Genomic DNA, 18,325 nt, shown 5'->3' on the forward strand with positions numbered 1-18,325 from the left:
TATGTGGTATAATCAATCTTTGAGGTGAGATGATGATTGATAAATTACAAGCAATAGAAGATAGATATGTAGAATTAAGTCAGAAGATAAGTGATCCTAATATTATTTCAAATGTAGGCGAGTGGAGAAAATATGTGAAAGAGCATGCGGCTATTGAGGAGATTGTGTTAAAATATAGGGAATACAAAAAAGTTGTCGAAGATATAAATTCTACAAAAGAATTATTATCTTCTGATGAAAAAGAACTTAGGGAAATGGCGGAGGAAGAGCTTTCTCATTTAGAAGAAAAAAAAGAAGAATTATTAGAGGAGATAAAAATTCTATTAATACCAAAAGATCCAAATGATGAGAAAAACGTCATAATGGAGATTAGGGCAGGAGCAGGAGGAGAAGAGGCAGCTCTTTTTGCCCATGACCTTTTTAGGATGTATTCCATGTATGCGGAGAAAAAAGGGTGGAAAGTGGAAATAATGAGCTCAAATGAAACAGATATTGGAGGATTTAAGGAAGTAATTTTGAATATTTCTGGCAAAGGAGCATACAGCAGGTTGAAGTACGAAAGTGGTGTTCACAGGGTTCAAAGGGTTCCAACCACTGAAGCAGGAGGAAGAATTCACACTTCTACTGCTACAGTGGCAGTTTTGCCTGAGGTTGAGGAAGTTGATGTAGAGATAAATCCAAATGATATAAGGATAGATGTATTCAGATCTGGTGGCCATGGAGGACAGAGTGTAAATACAACAGATTCTGCAGTTAGAGTTACACATATTCCGACAGGAATTGTGGTAACTTGCCAGGATGAAAGGTCACAACTTCAAAATAGAGAAAGAGCTCTTAAAATTTTGCGAGCAAAGCTTTATGAAATGGCTCTACAAGAGCAACAAAAAGAAATTGCTGAGGTGCGGAAGTCTCAAGTAGGTACGGGAGAAAGGAGCGAGAGGATAAGGACTTATAATTTTCCTCAAGGCAGAGTTACTGACCACAGAATAGGTTTGACTTTATATAGATTACAAGAAGTTCTTGATGGGGATTTGGACGAAATTATAGATGCTTTAATTTTAAATGACCAGGCAGAAAAACTCAAGAATGTGAATCTAAATTAAAGGAACAGGAAAACCTGTTCTTTTTATATTTCTTAAAAAGATATAAATTTGTATTATCAAAAAATAAAGGTATAATTAAAATTTTTGTACTTGACTAAATAATCGTTATAAATTATAATTATTAAGAACGCTTTATCAAGTTAAACTAATAAATAGCAATATATGACAAAATGCGTACAATTAACATTGCCCCCCAGCTGTCCTCTATAGAGGACGCTTTGTTCGCTCGATGGTCCTCCTACCTTCGGGCGAATTTTTTTGTGATAAGCATAAGTTCAATAATGGTTTAATACATTTGAAATAGATTTAAAAATTGAGGAGATGTTTTTATGTACGCGTTCAATGGGATGATAATAGGCTCTTTGGTTGGAATAATTGGTACGGGAATGGGGGGAGCTGTGACATATTTTTTAAAAAACCCTTCTAATAGATTTTTTAGTGGCATTATGGGTACTGCTGCAGGTTTAATGCTTTCTATTGTTGCTTTTGACCTTTTGCCTCATGCTTTTGATATAGCAAGTATTCCATTGGGGACAATTGGGATATTAGTAGGAGCTATTTTGATTTCTTTTTTTGACATGATAATAGAGAATATGGACATTGCCGGAAGTTTCATAAAAGAAGGAGTACTATTAGCAATTGCAATTGCTTTACATAATTTTCCTGAGGGACTTGCTGTAGGTTCTGGCTTTATGGTGTCTCAGTCATTAGGTGTTGACATCGCATTGGTTATTGCTTTGCACGATTTTCCTGAAGGTTTAGCAATGGCAACGCCATTTTCTGCTGGTGGAATACCTCCTTACAAAAATGTAATATACACCATATTGGCTGGGATTCCTACAGGAATAGGTGCTTTAATCGGAATTGTAACAGGTGGCATATCCCCTTATTTTATTGGTTTAAATCTAAGTATAGCAGGAGGAGCTATGTTGTATGTGACTTGTGGCGATGTAATTCCTGAGGCCAGAAATGTTTACAAAGGGAAAATTTCGGTTTTGGGGATGATATTAGGCTTTATAGGTGGTATAATAATAACAAAGTATTTGTAAATTTTGTTTATGCAGGGAGTGCCTTAAATGACAAAAATAATACGCGTTGATAGAAATAATCCAGAAATTGAGCTTATTGATCTTGCAGCAAAAGTGATAAGGGAAGGAGGTCTTGTGGCTTTTCCAACAGAGACAGTTTATGGAATTGGGGCTAATTCTTTTGATGAAGAGGCTGTAAAGAAAATATTTATGGTAAAGGGAAGACCTCAAGATAACCCTCTTATTGTTCATATTGCAGAATTAGAGCAGATTTATGACCTTGTGGAAGACATACCTCAAAAAGCTAAAATTCTCATGGAGAAATTTTGGCCAGGCCCTTTAACACTTATTTTTAAAAAATCGCAAAAAGTGCCTTATGTTAATACGGCTGGAATGGATACTGTAGCTATAAGGATGCCGTCAGACACAATTGCTCATCTTTTAATTAAAAGGGCAAAAGTTCCTATATCTGCTCCTAGCGCTAATGTTTCGGGCAAGCCTAGTCCTACCGACGCTTCCCACGTTGTCGAAGATTTGGATGGAAAAGTAGATATAATAATAGACGGGGGAAAATGCGATTTTGGCGTAGAATCTACTGTTTTGGATTTAACAGAAAAGATGCCAGTTGTTTTAAGACCGGGAGCGGTTACTTTGGAGATGCTTAAAGAAGTGATAGGAAATGTTGAAGTGGATCCTTCACTTTTAAAAAAACCAAAGGGGAATTTAAAGCCTAAATCTCCAGGAATGAAGTACAAACATTACTCGCCTAACGCGGAGGTTTATATAGTAAAAGGAGACCTTGAGAAAGTTGTAAAAAAAATTCAAGAATTGACAGAAGAACAATTGAAATATGGTAAAAAAGTTGGTATAATGGCAACGGTACAAACTTCGACACAATATAAAAAAGGAGAAATTATTGTCGTAGGAGATAGAAAGAGACCAGAGACGATAGCGAAGAATCTTTTTGCAGTTTTACGACAATTTGACAAAAAGGGAGTAGATGTAATTTTTGCTGAAAGTTTTGAATATAACAATATTGGACTTGCTATTATGAACAGATTAGAAAAAGCTGCTGGTTATAAAGAAATAAGTGCTGAAGGAGAATTGATATGAAAGTATTATTTGTGTGTACGGGGAATACCTGTAGAAGTCCTATGGCGGAAGGGCTTTTTAATGCAAAAGCAAAAACTTTAGGTAAGGATTTTGAAGCACAATCTGCAGGAGTTTTTGCATCGGAAGGTTTTCCTGCTTCACAACAAGCGATAGAAGTGCTAAAACGAGATTACAATATAGATATTTCAAAACATAGGTCAAAAAATTTAAGACGTCAAGATTTAGAAGAGGCGAATTTAATTTTAACTATGTCGAATTCTCATAAACAAAGCATACTTGTGCAATATCCAGAATATTCCTATAAAGTTTTTACCTTAAAGGAATATGTAGGATTAGAGGGTGAAGTAGAAGACCCTTATGGCATGCCGATGGAAGTATATAGGCAAACGGCACGCGAGTTAGAGGATTTAATTTCAAAGGTTATAACTAAAATTTCAGAAGAAAGGGAGGATAAAAAAGTGATTGCATTAGGTGCGGACCATGGTGGCTACGACCTTAAAGAAGCTATAAAAAAATATTTAGATGAAAAGGGGATAGCCTATAAAGATTTTGGCACTGTTAGTACAGATTCTGTCGATTATACAGATTATGCTCTCAAAGTAGCAGAGGCTGTTGCATCTGGTGAGTACAGTGAAGGAATTTTGGTTTGTGGGACGGGCATTGGCATGTGCATAGCGGCAAATAAAGTACCAGGAATTAGAGCTGCTCATGTGGAAGATGTTTTTTCAGCAAAAGCTGCTAAGGAACACAATAATGCTAATATTTTGTGCTTGGGAGGACGCATTACAGGACCAGGTCTTGCTGTGATGATGGTGGATGAATGGTTAAAGGCAACTTTTCAAGGAGGACGCCATCAGAGAAGAATAGACAAAATAGCGGAAATTGAGAAAAAGTATAGCAAATGATATTGATTTTTAATAGGAAAGAAACTTTAAATTTACAGGAGGTAAAAAATGTATAAAAATGTATTTGTCATTGACCATCCACTTATACAACATAAAATAAGCCTAATACGGGATGAAAATACTGGCTCTAAAGAATTTAGAGAATTAGTAGAAGAAATTGCAATGCTTATGGCATATGAAGTCACGAGAGATTTACCTCTTGAAGAGATAGAGGTAAAAACTCCAGTGGCAATGGCAAAAACAAAAGTGATTGCAGGAAAAAAATTAGGAATAATCCCTATATTAAGAGCAGGACTTGGCATGGTAGACGGTATGTTAAAACTCATACCTGCTGCTAAAGTGGGACATATAGGGATTTACAGGGACCCTAAGACTTTAAAACCTGTAGAATATTATTGCAAACTGCCTCCCGACATAGCAGAAAGAGACCTTATTGTAGTAGATCCAATGCTTGCGACAGGAGGATCGGCTTGTGCTGCTATACACTTTCTCAAAGAAAGAGGCGCGCAAAATATAAAATTGGTGAATTTAATAGCTGCTCCAGAAGGAATTGAGGCAGTTCACAAAGAACATCCAGAGATTCCTATTTATGTAGCCAGCATAGATCAAGGCTTAAATGAACATGGTTATATTGTACCAGGCTTGGGAGATGCGGGGGATAGATTGTTTGGAACTAAATAATCCACTTCCTTATTGAAAGGAATGTAGACAGATGAGACCTTCATGGGATGAATATTTTATGCAAATTGTAGATGTGGTAAAAACTCGCTCTACTTGCCTTAGGAGGCAAGTTGGAGCTATTTTAGTAGTTGATAAACACATAATTTCAACAGGGTATAATGGTCCTCCTACAGGACTTGCCCACTGTGAAGAAACAGGTTGTTTGAGAGATCAATTAGGGATACCGTCAGGGGAAAGGCCAGAACTTTGTAGAGGTGTACATGCAGAGCAAAATGCGATTATACAGGCAGCACTGCATGGGGTAAGTACTAAAGGGGCTACACTTTACGTAAATGCTAGTCCTTGTGTTATGTGTGCTAAAATGTTAATTAATACGGGAGTTAAGCGAATTGTATATGAAGAAGAGTATCCCGATGAATTGGCTTTTAGGCTTTTAAAGGAAGCAAATGTTGACTTAGTAAAGATTGAGAGATAAAATAATATTGATGTCAATCAAAGGAAGGTATGGTGAACTTAAAAGGAGTGTTAAAAAATGAAGGTATACCTCTTATCTTTTGTTATGGCATTTGTGGTGTCACTTATTGCTACTCCAATGGCGAAGAAATTGGCTTTTGTAATTGGAGCCATTGATATACCTAATGAGGAAAGACGAATACATACAAAACCTGTTCCTAGATTAGGCGGAGTGGCTATATTTTTAGGAACGATAACAAGTATATTGCTTTTTTTGCCAAAAACCCATGAAACCATTGGCATAGTTACAGGAGCAACCATAATTGCAGCATTGGGATTGTTTGACGACAAGTACAGTCTTAGTGCAAAAGTTAAACTTTTAGGACAGTTGGTAGCAGCCATGGTACTAATAATAAGTGGTGTGAGAATAGATTGGCTTTCTAATCCTTTTGGGGATGGAATGATATATCTAAAAAGTTGGTTGGCTATTCCTCTTACGCTTTTTTGGGTGGTAGGGATTACAAATACTATGAATCTCATCGATGGCCTTGATGGACTGGCAGCAGGAATAGCAGTTATATCATCGGGTTCTTTATTCATAGTTTCCCTTTTAAATGGCAGATTTGCAACTGCTGTTATTTCAATCGCTATTGCGGGTGCTGCTTTAGGCTTTTTGCCTTATAATTTTAATCCTGCAAAAATTTTTATGGGAGATACAGGGGCTATGTTTTTAGGATTTGTACTAGCGGCTATATCGATACAGGGAGCAGTAAAATCGGCAGCGGCAATTGCTATAGCAGTCCCAATCCTTGCATTAGGTGTGCCTATATTTGATACTACGTTTGCAATTGTAAGGAGACTGATAAACGGTAAACCAATTATGGAAGCAGATAAAGGGCATTTGCACCACAGGCTTTTAGAAAAAGGCCTTACACAAAGACAGGTTGTGCTTATAATGTACGGCGTAAGTTTGCTGCTGGGAATAAGTGCTATATTGATATCCTCCAGTAATGAAACAAAAGGTTTGATTATTTTTATACTATCAATTTTGTTTGTAATGTGGGGTGCAGATAAACTTGGGCTTTTAGAAAAGCAAAAAAAGGGTACTCAGGTCCGTTGACCACGTATTAAGGAGTGTAAAATGATGACATTAAAAATCGTATCTGTTTTTGGAACAAGGCCTGAAGCTATTAAAATGGCACCTCTTATTAAAGCTTTGGAAAGAGAAAAGGATTTTGAATCAAAAGTATGCGTTACAGCCCAGCACCGTGAAATGCTTGATCAGGTGCTGAGGCTTTTTAATATTACTCCCGATTACGATTTAAACATCATGAAAGAAAAACAAACATTATCTGAAATTACTACTTCTGCTCTTATAGGGCTTGAAAAGGTCTTTAATAGAGAAAAACCTGATCTTGTGTTGGTACACGGCGATACTACGACAACTTTTGTTTCTGCACTTGCATCTTTTTACCACAAAATTAAAGTAGGACATGTAGAAGCAGGGCTGAGGTCTTTTAACAAATGGTTTCCATATCCAGAAGAGATAAATAGAAGGCTTACGGGAGTATTGACAGACTTGCACTTTGCTCCTACAATTACAGCAAAATCTAATCTTTTAAAAGAAGGAGTAGATGAAGAAAGTATTTTTGTTACGGGTAATACCGTCATAGATGCAATGGTATATACTGTAAAGAGAGATTATATTTTTAGGGATGAACGGCTCAACCAAATTGATTACAATAATAAAAAAGTCATTGTTGTTACAGCCCATAGAAGGGAAAATTGGGGTAAACCCCTTGAAAATATATGTAATGCTCTTAAAAATATTGCTCAAAATTACGAGGATGTTTATATAGTATATCCTGTGCATAAAAACCCTGTAGTAAGAGAACCGGTATTTAGAATATTAGGAGAGCTTACCAATGTACTTCTTTTAGACCCCCTTGATACAGATGAAATGCACAATCTCATGGCAAAATGTTATATGGTGATGACTGATTCGGGAGGGCTACAGGAAGAAGTACCTTCTCTTGGTAAACCTGTGCTTGTTTTGAGAGATGTCACCGAAAGACCGGAGGCTGTTAAAGCGGGTACTGTAAAAGTGATCGGTACAGAAGAGCAGGTTGTGTACAACGAAGGGACATTGCTTCTTGAAAATAAGGAAGAATATGATAAAATGGCTAATGCTGTAAATCCCTATGGTGATGGTAAAGCCTCTTTGAGAATAATTCAGGCGATAAAATATGCGTTTAACTTGACTGACAAAAGACCAGAAGAATATAAAAGCGGGGAGTGACCCCGCTTTTATAAATTTTTATTTATTAGCTTCTGATTTTGTTTGACTTTTAGCGATTAGGTACCAAAGATAACCAATTACTATTGCTCCAATGAATCCGCCTATTACATTGTAATCAGCGACTATCCAGCCCCATTTGCCAAGATAAGCACCGCCAACCCATGCACCGATTAAATGCGCAACTAGTGCTGCCCAATATGTTCCGTAAATTTTATTTAACTTTTCCCCATAAGATTCTCCTGCTTTGTAGTTAAACAAAGGATGAAATACAAGACTAGATATGAGTCCTACTACAATAAGTGCTACCCAAAACATATACTACACCTCCTTTTTGAGATATTTTTCCTTTCATTTATAATTTTACTCTAACAGGATTATAAAACAAATTTGATTTTTGACCTTTTTTGACTAAAAAAGTTCACGAGGATAATTTATCTACATATATCTGACCTTTTCTGACTTATTCTCTTTTTATCTAATTATTTCTAATAGATGTCCGTTTTTCCTATTATGTCAATAATGAAATATTTGAGATTGATGAATAAATTTTTTTATTTCCGTTAATAATTAAAAATAGAAGGGCGGTAAAAATCGGTGGATCCATTTTCCCCCTTGTGGATTCGCTGATATTTTACCGCCTTTTCTTTTAAAAAAGTATATATGGAGGTATGGCATATGGATAAAAGGATAATTATAGGAATAATGATTTTTGCGGTTTTATTTTCGCTGGGGGTTCAAAGACAAGCTTTTCTTTCCTTTGATGATGACGTAGAACTTGTAAAGAGGTCTTTTTTAAGTACAGGTGCGAAATATGAATATGCAAATATAAACGCATGGTCAAAGGTCAATGATGATTTTACATCTTTTGACAAAATAAATGAATATGTCGAAGTAACAATAAAAAACATGAATTTAGACAAACAAAAAATCAAGGTATCTCGCATCGAAGAAAACAAATTTAGACAACTAGTAGTAGAATATGCAGAAAACACGAGACATATAAACATAGCAGTGCAAAGTTTAAAAAATGGTGCCCAAAGCGAGACATATATGTTAATAGACGAATATCTCATTAAGGGTTATGACAATGTTTTAAAAGAAAGGTCCCTTATAAATAATTCTTTTAAATTGTTAGAGCTAAAACCTAAGGTAACAGTATGCTTTGTTGGAACTTTTAAAGGGAAGTTGAATAAAGAAAAAAACAGTAGTATAGTTAAATTAGTGCTTGACAAATTAGATGCACAAAAAATAGAAGGAATGGAAGAGGAAAATATAATAAGTGTCTCTGCTTATTCAAGCAAATTAAAAGAATATATTAAATTAGGAAGTGAAAAAATAAATTTAAACGTAGCAATAAGATATAGTTCTTTTGATGATAAAACTTATTTGTGGGTTGCAACGCCTATTATAGCAATAGAGTATTAAAAGAGGGTGATAAGAACGAAATTTATTGTTGAAAAAAGCCCACCACTTAAAGGAAGTGTAAAAATAAGTGGTGCTAAAAATTCTGTGTTGCCTATAATTGCCGCTTCTTTATTATCATCAGGGGAAATAGTGCTAGATGACATACCTACTTTAAAAGATGTCAATGTTATGATCGAGTTAATTAAACATTTTGGCGCTATATGTGAGTTTGAGAATGAAAAATTAAAAATAAAAATAGATATTAAAGATGTAGAAGCCCCATATGAGTTGGTGAAAAAAATGAGAGCATCATTTTTGGTGATGGGGCCTATACTTGCAAGGTTAGGACACGCTAAAATTTCTATGCCAGGTGGTTGTGCTATTGGCTCTCGGCCAATAGATTTGCATTTGAAGGGATTTCAAACATTGGGAGCAGACATCACTATAGGACATGGTTATGTAGAAGCACGAGCTCAGAAGTTAACAGGCAAAAAAATTTATTTGGATTTTCCAAGTGTTGGGGCTACAGAAAACATTATGATGGCGGCAGTTTTTGCAGATGGAATTACTATAATAGAAAATGCTGCCGAAGAGCCAGAAATTGTTGACCTTGCCAATTTTCTCAACAAGATGGGTGCAAAAATCAAAGGTGCTGGTACAGATACAATAAGAATTGAAGGAGTAAAAGAGCTAAAAGGGGTTGAGCATACTGTCATACCGGATAGAATTGAAGCGGGGACCTTTATGGTAGCAGCTGCAATGACTGGAGGAAATGTTCTTATAGAAAATGTCATAGTGGATCATGTAAGGCCTATAATTGCGAAATTAACAGAATGTGGGATTGAAATAATAGAAGAGCCTAAAGGACTGCGAGTAAAAGGAACTAAAAATTATAAAGCATTGGACATAAAAACTCTTCCTTATCCAGGCTTTCCAACAGATATGCAGGCTCAAATGATGGCTATGATGACAGTGGCAAAAGGGACAAGCGTTATAATAGAAACAGTTTTTGAAAATAGGTTTATGCATGTGGATGAGCTAAAGCGTATGGGAGCAAATATAAAGATAGAAGGAAGAAGTGCTGTTGTTACAGGAGTTGATCATTTAACAGGGGCAGAAGTTAAAGCAACGGATTTAAGGGCGGGAGCAGCCTTAGTATTGGCGGGACTTATTGCAGAAGGTAAGACTGAAATAAACGATATTTATCATATTGACAGAGGCTATGTAAAAATGGAAGAAAAGTTAAAAAATCTTGGTGCAATCATATATAGAATATAGTATAAAGGCGTCATGTGCGCCTTTTTAAATTTGCGGGAAAATTTAAAGAAAGTATGTTGTTTACTTAAAAATTTTTATAGTTTCTATTTTTTGTTGAAGGATTTTTAATATCTTTGTAGAATTAATATATTGAAAATGTTTAGCAAAAATTGATAAAGGGGAGATAGAGTATGAAAATTGGTGTTCCAAAAGAGATAAAAACTGCAGAGTCCCGTGTGGCAATTACTCCTGCGGGAGTAGAGGCATTTGTCAAAAATGGCAATGAAGTATACATTGAAAAAGATGCGGGAATAGGAAGTGGTATAGCAAATGAAGAATATGTAAAAGCTGGTGCTAAAATACTTTCTACTGCAAAAGAAGTGTATGATGTAGCAGATATGATTATGAAGGTAAAAGAACCACAACCAAGTGAATACGATTATTTAAAAGAAGGGCAGGTTCTTTTTACATATCTTCATTTAGCTCCTGATAAGCAACAAACAGAAGCCTTATTAAAGAAAAAAGTAATAGGAATTGCTTATGAGACGGTACAACTAGATAATGGAGCTCTTCCTCTTTTGACTCCCATGAGTGAAGTAGCTGGAAGAATGTCGGTGACAATAGGAGCTTATCTTCTTACAAACCTAAATGAAGGAAGAGGAATTGTAATGGGGGGAGTACCAGGAGTAGAGCCAGCAGAAGTAGTAATAATAGGTGGAGGAACGGTAGGTACAAATGCAGCAAAAGTAGCTGTGGGGATGGGGGCAAGAGTTACAATATTGGATGTAAATCCTGCAAGACTTGCATATCTTGATGACATATTTGGAGGACGAGTTACAACTTTGATGTCAAATAGTTTTAATATTGCTCAGAGTGTGAAGAAAGCAGATTTGTTAATAGGAGCAGTTTTGATACCTGGAGCAAAAGCGCCAAAACTTGTGACAGAAGAAATGGTAAAGACGATGAAGAAGGGAGCAGTAATAGTAGATGTTGCAATAGACCAAGGAGGTTGTATAGAGACCTGTGATAGAACGACTTCTCACAAAGACCCGTACTTTATAAAACATGGAGTAGTACATTACTCTGTGCCCAACATTCCTGGGGTTGTTTCAAGGACTTCTACTTTTGCACTGACTAATGTAACTTTGCCTTATGCCTTGGAGATAGCAAGTAAAGGATATAAGAAAGCTTTACTTGAAAATAAAGCGCTACTGAAAGGACTCAATGTCTACAAAGGAATGGTAACATACAAACCTGTTGCAGATGCGCAAGGTTTAGAATATGTTGATCCTATTGATGCTTTAAATATAGAATAGGTTGTTTAATGGTAATGTCCACCTCCTACGAAGAAAATTTGTGGGAGGTTTTTGTTGTTTACTAAATAATCTCGTGCTATAATTTTTTATAAAGTTAAAACATTAAGTATGTGCGAAACAATAGGAGTGATTATGAATAAAATACCTTGCTGATATGAGTAAAGTTCTCAATAGGCGGTGGAAAAATGTCTGAGACTTTATCATATAAAAATTACAACCCTCGCTTAAGTAAAAAAAACGAAGATAGAATTTTTGGAAAAGGCCATATTGGAGGAAAAGCTTCAGGACTTTGCTTTGCAGAAGAGGTAGTAGAAAAGTATAGCGACGTTTTTAAGCAATGTGTAAAAATACCTGAAAGCTTTTTTATAGCTACTGACTATTATCAAATGTTTTTAGATTACAACGATTTAAATGATATAACAGAAGATACTCCTTATGATGAAGCAGAAATAAGATTTAGGGAGACTAAATTTCCCCCAGAATATGAAAAGATATTGTATGAAATTTTAAGTAAGATGCACTATCCTTTAGCTATAAGGTCTTCCTCTTTATTAGAGGACAATATAAAATATTCTTTTGCTGGCAAATATTATACTACGTTTATTCCCAATAGAGGCTCAGATAGAGAAAGAGTTAAGCAACTAGAAAAAGCTATTAAAGAAATTTATTTAAGCGTATACAGGCCTGATGCTGTTGCTTACAGAAGAAAGCATGCACCGGGCCAGAAGGATCTAATGGGGGTAATTGTGCAACAACTAATAGGTTCCCAAAAAGGAGTATATTTTTATCCAGAAGTTTCTGGAGTAGGATTTTCTCGAAATTATAGGCGGTGGACCGATAGAATTAAAATAGAGGACGGAGTTGTGAGATTAGTTTTTGGCTTGGGTACAAAGTGTACTGGTAGAGGATATGCGAGAATTTTTTCCCTTACTAATCTGAGATTAAGACCGGAAGGCAATAATCCAAAAGAAATAGCTAAAAATTCTCAGGAAGCTTTTGATGTGCTAAATTTAATTACAGGGGAAGTGGAGACCTATAACATAAATGAAGTGCCGCAATTTTTAACGTATCATGATAAAATAGGTGATATTGCACAGACATACTCTGAAAGAGAGAATGCTATTTTGGATATTAATATACTTAATAGAAGCGATGAGGTTTTTGATAAATATATTTTTACCTTTGAAAACTTTCCGAGGAGGCATAAAGGGTTTTTCAGCATAATCTCTAATTTATTTAAATATCTTGAGAAAGAAATGGAAATGGCAGTTGACATTGAATTTGCTTATAACTTAAAAAAAGACGAGTTTTATCTTCTTCAAACACGACCATTAAGTTCTTATGAGAGTTTCAGAAAAGTCCACATTCCTAAAGATATTGAAAAAAAATGTGTCTTGTTGAAAGGGGATAGGATGCTTACAAATGGCATCTTGAAAAACATAAGATATATAGTATACGTAGATCATAAAGTTTATAGCCAATATAAAGATAAACATGAAATTGCGCGAATAATAGGTAGACTCAATAAAAGTATAGGAGACAAATACATTCTTGTAGGTCCGGGAAGGTGGGGGTCTTCCAATCCATATTTGGGGGTACCTGTTATATACAACGAAATATCTAATGCTGCTATGATTGTAGAGCTTGGAATAAAAAATGGCGATTTTATGCCAGAACTTTCTTATGGAACTCACTTTTTTGCTGATTTAGATATTGACAACATTTTATACATGCCAGTATTTGATGGTTATAAAGATAATATTTTCAATGAAGAATGGTTTAAGAAAGGGACATATATCGACACGGCTGTCAAAATATTTGAAGGACGATTTGATGCTTATTTAGATGGAGACAAAATGATAGGGTATGTAATTTCCCATGAGAAGTAAGTCGATATATGTATAAAAAAATATAAAAATAACAAAAAATGAGACTTAAGTCCTATTTAAAGTAGCAAAAGTATATAATATAATTTAAAATGTAAGAATGATTCCCCTTTTCCCCATAAAATTTAATATATTCTGCACCCCCAACCCAATGTAGGCTGCTTTAAAGCAGCTATTTTTTTGTTTTTACTAACGTTTAGTCTTTTTTAAATTTATTTCACAAAGCGGTTCTGTGCTTATTACAATTATTCCTCAAGGTATTACCATAACCCATACAACTTTATACACTTATTAATGTCACAATATATACCGTGGGCGATCTAATACGATACAAACAAAGTAAAATTTAGCAAAGTTGTGACAAGAAGTGTACAAAGTGTCAGTTTGGCTGGCCTTAAAGAAAACCAGTGGGCTATACAAGTTACTACGTTTCCTTACAGTAAGTACTGGTCCTGTGGGGTGTAACTGTACAAAATGGCAGTTCTATTTAGTTACCTACTGAAACTCTACAAGGAGTCTCTTGCTTATTTATGAAATAGAATAATAGAATAAAGGTATACATATTCGCATATATTTTATTGAGTATATAAGATTTGGAGGGGAAAAATGAAATATGCCATTTACGGGGTTTTTTTAATATTTTTTAGTTTAATAATTTTGCCTTCTATAATAGTTTTTGGTTTTAATCCTCACAGAACTTCTTCCACACCTGAAAATGAGGTCAAACTCATTGATGGAGGGAATCTGGTAAAAGTAGATAATTTGAATAATAAAGATTATCATACAGTAAATGTATTTATAACAAATCAAAATAAAATTCAAAAAATTGATTTGGAGGAGTACGTAAAAGGGGTAGTTGCAGCGGAAATGCCTGCGGAATTTGAAATAGAGGCACTAAAGGCACAAGCTGTTACAGCGAGAACTTATGTACTCTCGAAAGAAATAGTTTTAGGAGGCAAGGGTTGCCAGCTACATCCAGGAGCTGATGTGTGTACCGATTCTGAACATTGCCAAGCATGGCAATCGGAGGAGGAGTTGAGGCAAAAATGGGGAGAAAATTTTGACAAATATTATGTAAAAATATCACAAGCGGTAGCAGATACAGAAGAACTTGTATTAGTTTACAATGATGCTTTGATTGTACCGGCTTATCATGCTATAAGTGGGGGAAAAACAGAGAATTCCGAGGATGTATGGCAGAGTAAAATACCCTATTTAAGAAGTGTTGTTTCGCCGGGAGAAGAAGTAGCCTCAAAATATAAAACTACTGTTGTAATGTCAAAAGAGGAATTTATAAATAAATTAAAGCAAAAAAAACCTTCTTTGAAATTAGATAATAGCGATATTTTAAATCAAATAAAAGATGTTGAAAGGACTCAAGCCGGGCACATTAAAACGTTGAAAATAGGTAATATGACTTTTGGTGGAGAAGAGATAAGGGAAATATTTGATTTAAATTCTACAAATTTTAACTTTGAAGCACAAGGAAATAACATTGTAATAACCGTCATAGGTTATGGTCACGGAGTGGGAATGAGTCAATATGGAGCAAATGCGTTGGCAAAACAAGGCAAAAAGTTTGATGAAATATTGAAATATTATTATACAGGAGTAGAAATAGTAAAAATTGAAGATTTATTGAAAATACAGCACTGATAAAGTGCTGTATTTTTTGTATAAATAGTTAGGCTAATGGTTAAAATACCATTTGGAGGTGAAAAATGTGAGAATAAACAGGGAGAAGTTAATAAGATTTTTTGATAGAAAGGGTTTTTACATAATATTATTTTTATCCATAGTAGTGATAGCTGCTACCTCAATATATGTCACTAATAATAATTTAAAAAAATTAGAAGAACTCAGAAAAGCACAGCAGGAAGAAATTAATTCGGCTATTGAAAGTGATTGGAGTTATGAAAAAGAACTAGCACAAGCTCAAGAAGAAAAAGAACAACAAAATAATTCTACAGCTGTTATCAGTCAACAAACGAAAGAAAACTTTCAACCCGTGGCAGAAAACGATGAAGTTAAAAGTTCAGGTAAAAGTGATAGTTTAGAAAACAGCAAAGTAACAACTGTTATGGCAAGTAATACCTCTACTATAAAAAAAGATAACGATTTATCTTCTGCAAGATTAGTTTTACTAAAGCCTGTAAATGGAGACATAATATTAGAATTTGCCAAAGACAAGCTTGTGTTTTCAAAAACCCTTCAAGAATGGACAACTCATAAAGGTGTAGATATTGGCTCAAAGCTAGGAGAACCTGTATTGGCAGCCATGGATGGAATTGTGGCAAAAGTATATAAAGATCCAAAATTAGGGAATACTGTTGTTATAAAAAATGGAAAATGGGAAACGCGGTATGCAAATCTAGAGGATGAGATTTTGGTAAAACAACAAGAAAAAGTAGTAAAAGGACAGCAAATAGGTAAAATAGGGGAATCGGCAAGGTTTGAAGTTAGTGAAGGTCCTCACTTACATTTTGAACTTTTAGAAAATGGAACGCCTGTTGACCCAATAGCCTATTTTGAATAAAAATACCTGTAAAAAAGACTTGAATACTTACTGTATTCAAGTCTTTTTTTGTATTTATAAAGATTCTAATAGCTTTGTTTTGGCATATACATATTAATGAGATTTGAAAATCCAAAGGGGGTTTTGGTTTTGAAAGATTACATAGAAGAGAGAACACTGGAAATATCAAAATACATAATTGAACATAAAGCAACAGTGAGAGAAGCTGCGAAAGTTTTTGGAGTTAGCAAAAGCACAGTTCACAAAGATGTGACAGAAAGACTTCCCGATATAAATTTTGAATTATATAAAGAAGTAAGAGAGATTCTAAGCAAAAATAAAGCAGAAAGGCATATAAGAGGCGGAAAGGCCACTAAAATGAAATATCAAAAAATGAACAACAAATTTTAAGAAAATAAAAGAGGATTTTGTAAATTTATAGCGAATTAATAAATTGATAATAAATTAAAAATTTCGGCATCATTGTCGATAATTTAAATAGATGCCATTTTTGTCGAAATACATAAGAAAGGTGTGTTTAGATGTTTGCATTCTCTAAGGATATCGGAATTGACCTTGGCACGGCATCTGTCCTTGTCTACATCAAAGGGGAAGGAATTGCTTTAAAAGAACCATCAGTTGTAGCAATGGATAGAAATACTAATAAAATTCTTGCAGTTGGCGAAGAAGCCCAAAGGATGGTAGGCAGGACGCCAGGGAATATATTGGCTATAAAGCCTCTGCGGGCTGGAGTAATTTCTGACTATGACGTTACAGAAAAGATGCTCCGGTATTTTATAAACAAAGCCTGCAAAGGACGGTCTTTAGTAAGGCCCAAAATAATGATTTGTATTCCAAGTGGCATAACACAGGTAGAAAAAAGAGCTGTCATTGATGCAGCAATACACGCAGGAGCGCGAAAAGCTTATCTTATTGAGGAACCTATTGCGGCAGCGATAGGAGCAGGGTTAGACATATCACAACCAAGTGGGAATATGATTGTAGATATTGGGGGAGGCACCACTGACATAGCTGTAATTTCTTTAGGGGGTTCAGTGGTGTCTAAAAGTATTAAAGTAGCAGGTGATAATTTTGACGAAGCAATTATAAGACACATGAGAAAAAAACATCAGATGATAATAGGAGAAAGAATGGCAGAAGAAATAAAAATAAATATAGGTACTGCCTACTTTGATGGCAAAGAAGAGAAAATGCTAGTAAAAGGAAGAAGTTTAATATCCGGTTTGCCACAAAATGTAGAAGTGACTTCCAGTGAAATATGTGAAGCATTAAAAGAGCCCCTTGAAGAAATTGTTGCAGCTGTACACAGTGTATTAGAAAGAACTCCTCCTGAATTAGCAGCGGACATAAGCGACAAAGGTATAGTACTTACAGGGGGCGGAGCATTGCTTAAAGGAATGGACAGACTTTTAAGGGAAAGGATGAATACACCTGTATATCTTTCAAATGACCCTATAAGTTGTGTCGCTTTAGGTACGGGAAAAGCATTGGATTCTCTTGAATTATTAGAAAAATCAGAGACTATAATTGATGTATACAAAATCAAATAAATTAAGAAGGTGATTTTTATGTTGAGAGGGCTTTATGCTGCTTCTTCTGGTATGGTTACTCAGACAAAGATAATGGATGTTTTAACAAATAACCTTGCAAATGTCAATACTACAGGGTATAAAAGGGATATAGTAATTACTTCTTCTTTTCCAAATTTTGAAGTAACAAGATACGGTGGCGATAACGTACCGCCTGATGGGAAAATTGGAAAGATGGATTACGGGATATTAATTGACACTTTTCATACAAATTTTGAAGAAGGGAGTTTTACTCAAACCAATGGTAAGTTAGACTTTGCAATAGATGGAAATGGCTTTTTTGTGATAGATACCCCCAATGGTCAAAGATATACAAGAGATGGTTCTTTTGTTTTATCAAACGATGGATATTTAGTCACACAAGAAGGATATATTGTGCAAGGAGAAAATGGCCCAATTGAGTTATCACAAGGAGACATTTCAGTGGACGAGATGGGTAACATTAAAAATAATGGTCAATTGGTGGACAGGCTTAGAATTGTGGATTTTGATAATTATGATGGTTTAAGAAAAGAGGGCAATAATTTGTTTTTTATAGATAACAGTGCCAATGTACAAGTTATTCCTGCAACAGGGAGAATAAAACAAGGTTTTTTAGAGCAGTCAAACGTCAATTCAGTTAAAGAAATGGTAAATATGATAAGCGTGATGAGAAATTATGAATCGAATCAAAAAGTTGTAATTGCTTTTGATGAGACTCTTGGAAAAGCTGTCAATGAAGTTGGGAAAGTATAACAAATCATAAGGAGGTAGAA

Annotated in this window: 18 protein-coding genes and 1 pseudogene; 18 read left to right on the forward strand and 1 reads right to left on the reverse strand. The window is 35.0% G+C overall.

Annotated elements, in window-relative coordinates; genetic code table 11:
* Positions 1-32: 32 nt before the first annotated feature.
* From prfA to wecB, 9 genes and pseudogenes are all read left to right on the forward strand, one after another.
* Complete coding sequence (gene prfA / locus TMATH_RS00945; RefSeq protein ID WP_013149621.1) at positions 33-1,103, forward strand: peptide chain release factor 1; 1,071 nt, start codon at positions 33-35, stop codon at positions 1,101-1,103.
* A gap of 329 nt (positions 1,104-1,432) precedes the next feature.
* Positions 1,433-2,152, forward strand: a complete 720-nt coding sequence (locus TMATH_RS00950; RefSeq protein WP_013149622.1) for a ZIP family metal transporter — start codon at positions 1,433-1,435, stop codon at positions 2,150-2,152.
* A gap of 27 nt (positions 2,153-2,179) precedes the next feature.
* On the forward strand, positions 2,180-3,244 hold the full coding sequence (locus TMATH_RS00955) for an L-threonylcarbamoyladenylate synthase (RefSeq protein ID WP_013149623.1): 1,065 nt from the start codon (positions 2,180-2,182) through the stop codon (positions 3,242-3,244).
* Positions 3,241-3,648, forward strand: a pseudogene (locus TMATH_RS12535) (low molecular weight protein arginine phosphatase); the annotation flags it as partial. The gene TMATH_RS00955 and the pseudogene TMATH_RS12535, both read left to right, overlap by 4 nt.
* A 54-nt stretch (positions 3,649-3,702) precedes the next feature.
* A complete protein-coding gene (rpiB, locus tag TMATH_RS12540; protein ID WP_041591684.1) occupies positions 3,703-4,149 on the forward strand; it encodes a ribose 5-phosphate isomerase B in 447 nt (148 codons plus the stop codon).
* 48 nt (positions 4,150-4,197) lie between these two features.
* Entirely contained in the window at positions 4,198-4,830 is a 633-nt protein-coding gene (upp, locus tag TMATH_RS00970; protein WP_012994304.1) for a uracil phosphoribosyltransferase, read from the forward strand.
* A 31-nt stretch (positions 4,831-4,861) separates the two neighbouring features.
* Positions 4,862-5,305: a deoxycytidylate deaminase gene (locus TMATH_RS00975; RefSeq protein WP_013149625.1), complete on the forward strand. Its 444-nt coding sequence runs from the start codon at positions 4,862-4,864 to the stop codon at positions 5,303-5,305.
* A gap of 57 nt (positions 5,306-5,362) precedes the next feature.
* Positions 5,363-6,403 (forward strand): glycosyltransferase family 4 protein, encoded by a 1,041-nt coding sequence (locus TMATH_RS00980; protein WP_013149626.1) that lies wholly within the window; start codon positions 5,363-5,365, stop codon positions 6,401-6,403.
* A gap of 24 nt (positions 6,404-6,427) precedes the next feature.
* Positions 6,428-7,582, forward strand: coding sequence for a non-hydrolyzing UDP-N-acetylglucosamine 2-epimerase (wecB, locus tag TMATH_RS00985; protein ID WP_198002294.1), 1,155 nt, complete (start codon positions 6,428-6,430; stop codon positions 7,580-7,582).
* A gap of 18 nt (positions 7,583-7,600) precedes the next feature.
* On the opposite strand, the gene TMATH_RS00990 is transcribed toward wecB, so the two are convergent.
* Complete coding sequence (locus TMATH_RS00990; protein ID WP_012994308.1) at positions 7,601-7,897, reverse strand: hypothetical protein; 297 nt, start codon at positions 7,895-7,897, stop codon at positions 7,601-7,603.
* 360 nt (positions 7,898-8,257) lie between these two features.
* Here TMATH_RS00990 and TMATH_RS00995 point away from each other — a divergent pair, with 360 nt between their 5' ends.
* The 9 genes from TMATH_RS00995 (at position 8,258) to flgF (ending at position 18,305) form a co-directional block, all read left to right on the forward strand.
* On the forward strand, positions 8,258-9,007 hold the full coding sequence (locus TMATH_RS00995) for a YwmB family TATA-box binding protein (RefSeq protein ID WP_013149628.1): 750 nt from the start codon (positions 8,258-8,260) through the stop codon (positions 9,005-9,007).
* A 6-nt stretch (positions 9,008-9,013) separates the two neighbouring features.
* Positions 9,014-10,264, forward strand: coding sequence for a UDP-N-acetylglucosamine 1-carboxyvinyltransferase (gene murA / locus TMATH_RS01000; protein WP_013149629.1), 1,251 nt, complete (start codon positions 9,014-9,016; stop codon positions 10,262-10,264).
* A gap of 170 nt (positions 10,265-10,434) precedes the next feature.
* Entirely contained in the window at positions 10,435-11,559 is a 1,125-nt protein-coding gene (ald, locus tag TMATH_RS01005; RefSeq protein ID WP_013149630.1) for an alanine dehydrogenase, read from the forward strand.
* Positions 11,560-11,744: 185 nt separating this feature from the next.
* The gene (locus TMATH_RS01010) at positions 11,745-13,448 is read left to right on the forward strand and encodes a PEP/pyruvate-binding domain-containing protein (RefSeq protein WP_013149631.1); all 1,704 of its coding nucleotides are present in this window, start codon (positions 11,745-11,747) and stop codon (positions 13,446-13,448) included.
* 603 nt (positions 13,449-14,051) lie between these two features.
* On the forward strand, positions 14,052-15,101 hold the full coding sequence (gene spoIID, locus TMATH_RS01015; RefSeq protein ID WP_013149632.1) for a stage II sporulation protein D: 1,050 nt from the start codon (positions 14,052-14,054) through the stop codon (positions 15,099-15,101).
* Positions 15,102-15,168: 67 nt separating this feature from the next.
* Entirely contained in the window at positions 15,169-15,981 is an 813-nt protein-coding gene (locus tag TMATH_RS01020; protein ID WP_013149633.1) for a M23 family metallopeptidase, read from the forward strand.
* A gap of 129 nt (positions 15,982-16,110) precedes the next feature.
* Positions 16,111-16,371, forward strand: a complete 261-nt coding sequence (spoIIID, locus tag TMATH_RS01025) for a sporulation transcriptional regulator SpoIIID (protein ID WP_012994315.1) — start codon at positions 16,111-16,113, stop codon at positions 16,369-16,371.
* A gap of 131 nt (positions 16,372-16,502) precedes the next feature.
* Positions 16,503-17,531 carry a rod shape-determining protein gene (mreB, locus tag TMATH_RS01030; RefSeq protein WP_013149634.1) on the forward strand — a complete coding sequence of 343 codons (1,029 nt, stop codon included), beginning with the start codon at positions 16,503-16,505 and terminating at the stop codon, positions 17,529-17,531.
* Positions 17,532-17,549: 18 nt separating this feature from the next.
* On the forward strand, positions 17,550-18,305 hold the full coding sequence (flgF, locus tag TMATH_RS01035) for a flagellar basal-body rod protein FlgF (RefSeq protein ID WP_013149635.1): 756 nt from the start codon (positions 17,550-17,552) through the stop codon (positions 18,303-18,305).
* Positions 18,306-18,325 lie beyond the last annotated feature (20 nt).

This window comes from Thermoanaerobacter mathranii subsp. mathranii str. A3 (genome assembly GCF_000092965.1).
GTDB lineage: Bacteria > Bacillota > Thermoanaerobacteria > Thermoanaerobacterales > Thermoanaerobacteraceae > Thermoanaerobacter > Thermoanaerobacter thermocopriae.

Bases quoted from the DNA above. Each gene is read 5' to 3' on its own strand.
- TMATH_RS00980 (WP_013149626.1), top strand. From the start codon at position 5,363: ATGAAGGTATACCTCTTATCTTTTGTTATGGCATTTGTGGTGTCACTT.
- TMATH_RS00995 (WP_013149628.1), top strand. From the start codon at position 8,258: ATGGATAAAAGGATAATTATAGGAATAATGATTTTTGCGGTTTTATTT.
- prfA (WP_013149621.1), top strand. From the start codon at position 33: ATGATTGATAAATTACAAGCAATAGAAGATAGATATGTAGAATTAAGT.
- TMATH_RS00950 (WP_013149622.1), top strand. From the start codon at position 1,433: ATGTACGCGTTCAATGGGATGATAATAGGCTCTTTGGTTGGAATAATT.
- ald (WP_013149630.1), top strand. From the start codon at position 10,435: ATGAAAATTGGTGTTCCAAAAGAGATAAAAACTGCAGAGTCCCGTGTG.
- TMATH_RS00990 (WP_012994308.1), bottom strand. From the start codon at position 7,897: ATGTTTTGGGTAGCACTTATTGTAGTAGGACTCATATCTAGTCTTGTA.
- TMATH_RS00975 (WP_013149625.1), top strand. From the start codon at position 4,862: ATGAGACCTTCATGGGATGAATATTTTATGCAAATTGTAGATGTGGTA.
- TMATH_RS01010 (WP_013149631.1), top strand. From the start codon at position 11,745: ATGTCTGAGACTTTATCATATAAAAATTACAACCCTCGCTTAAGTAAA.
- wecB (WP_198002294.1), top strand. From the start codon at position 6,428: ATGACATTAAAAATCGTATCTGTTTTTGGAACAAGGCCTGAAGCTATT.
- upp (WP_012994304.1), top strand. From the start codon at position 4,198: ATGTATAAAAATGTATTTGTCATTGACCATCCACTTATACAACATAAA.
- TMATH_RS00955 (WP_013149623.1), top strand. From the start codon at position 2,180: ATGACAAAAATAATACGCGTTGATAGAAATAATCCAGAAATTGAGCTT.
- mreB (WP_013149634.1), top strand. From the start codon at position 16,503: ATGTTTGCATTCTCTAAGGATATCGGAATTGACCTTGGCACGGCATCT.
- spoIID (WP_013149632.1), top strand. From the start codon at position 14,052: ATGAAATATGCCATTTACGGGGTTTTTTTAATATTTTTTAGTTTAATA.
- flgF (WP_013149635.1), top strand. From the start codon at position 17,550: ATGTTGAGAGGGCTTTATGCTGCTTCTTCTGGTATGGTTACTCAGACA.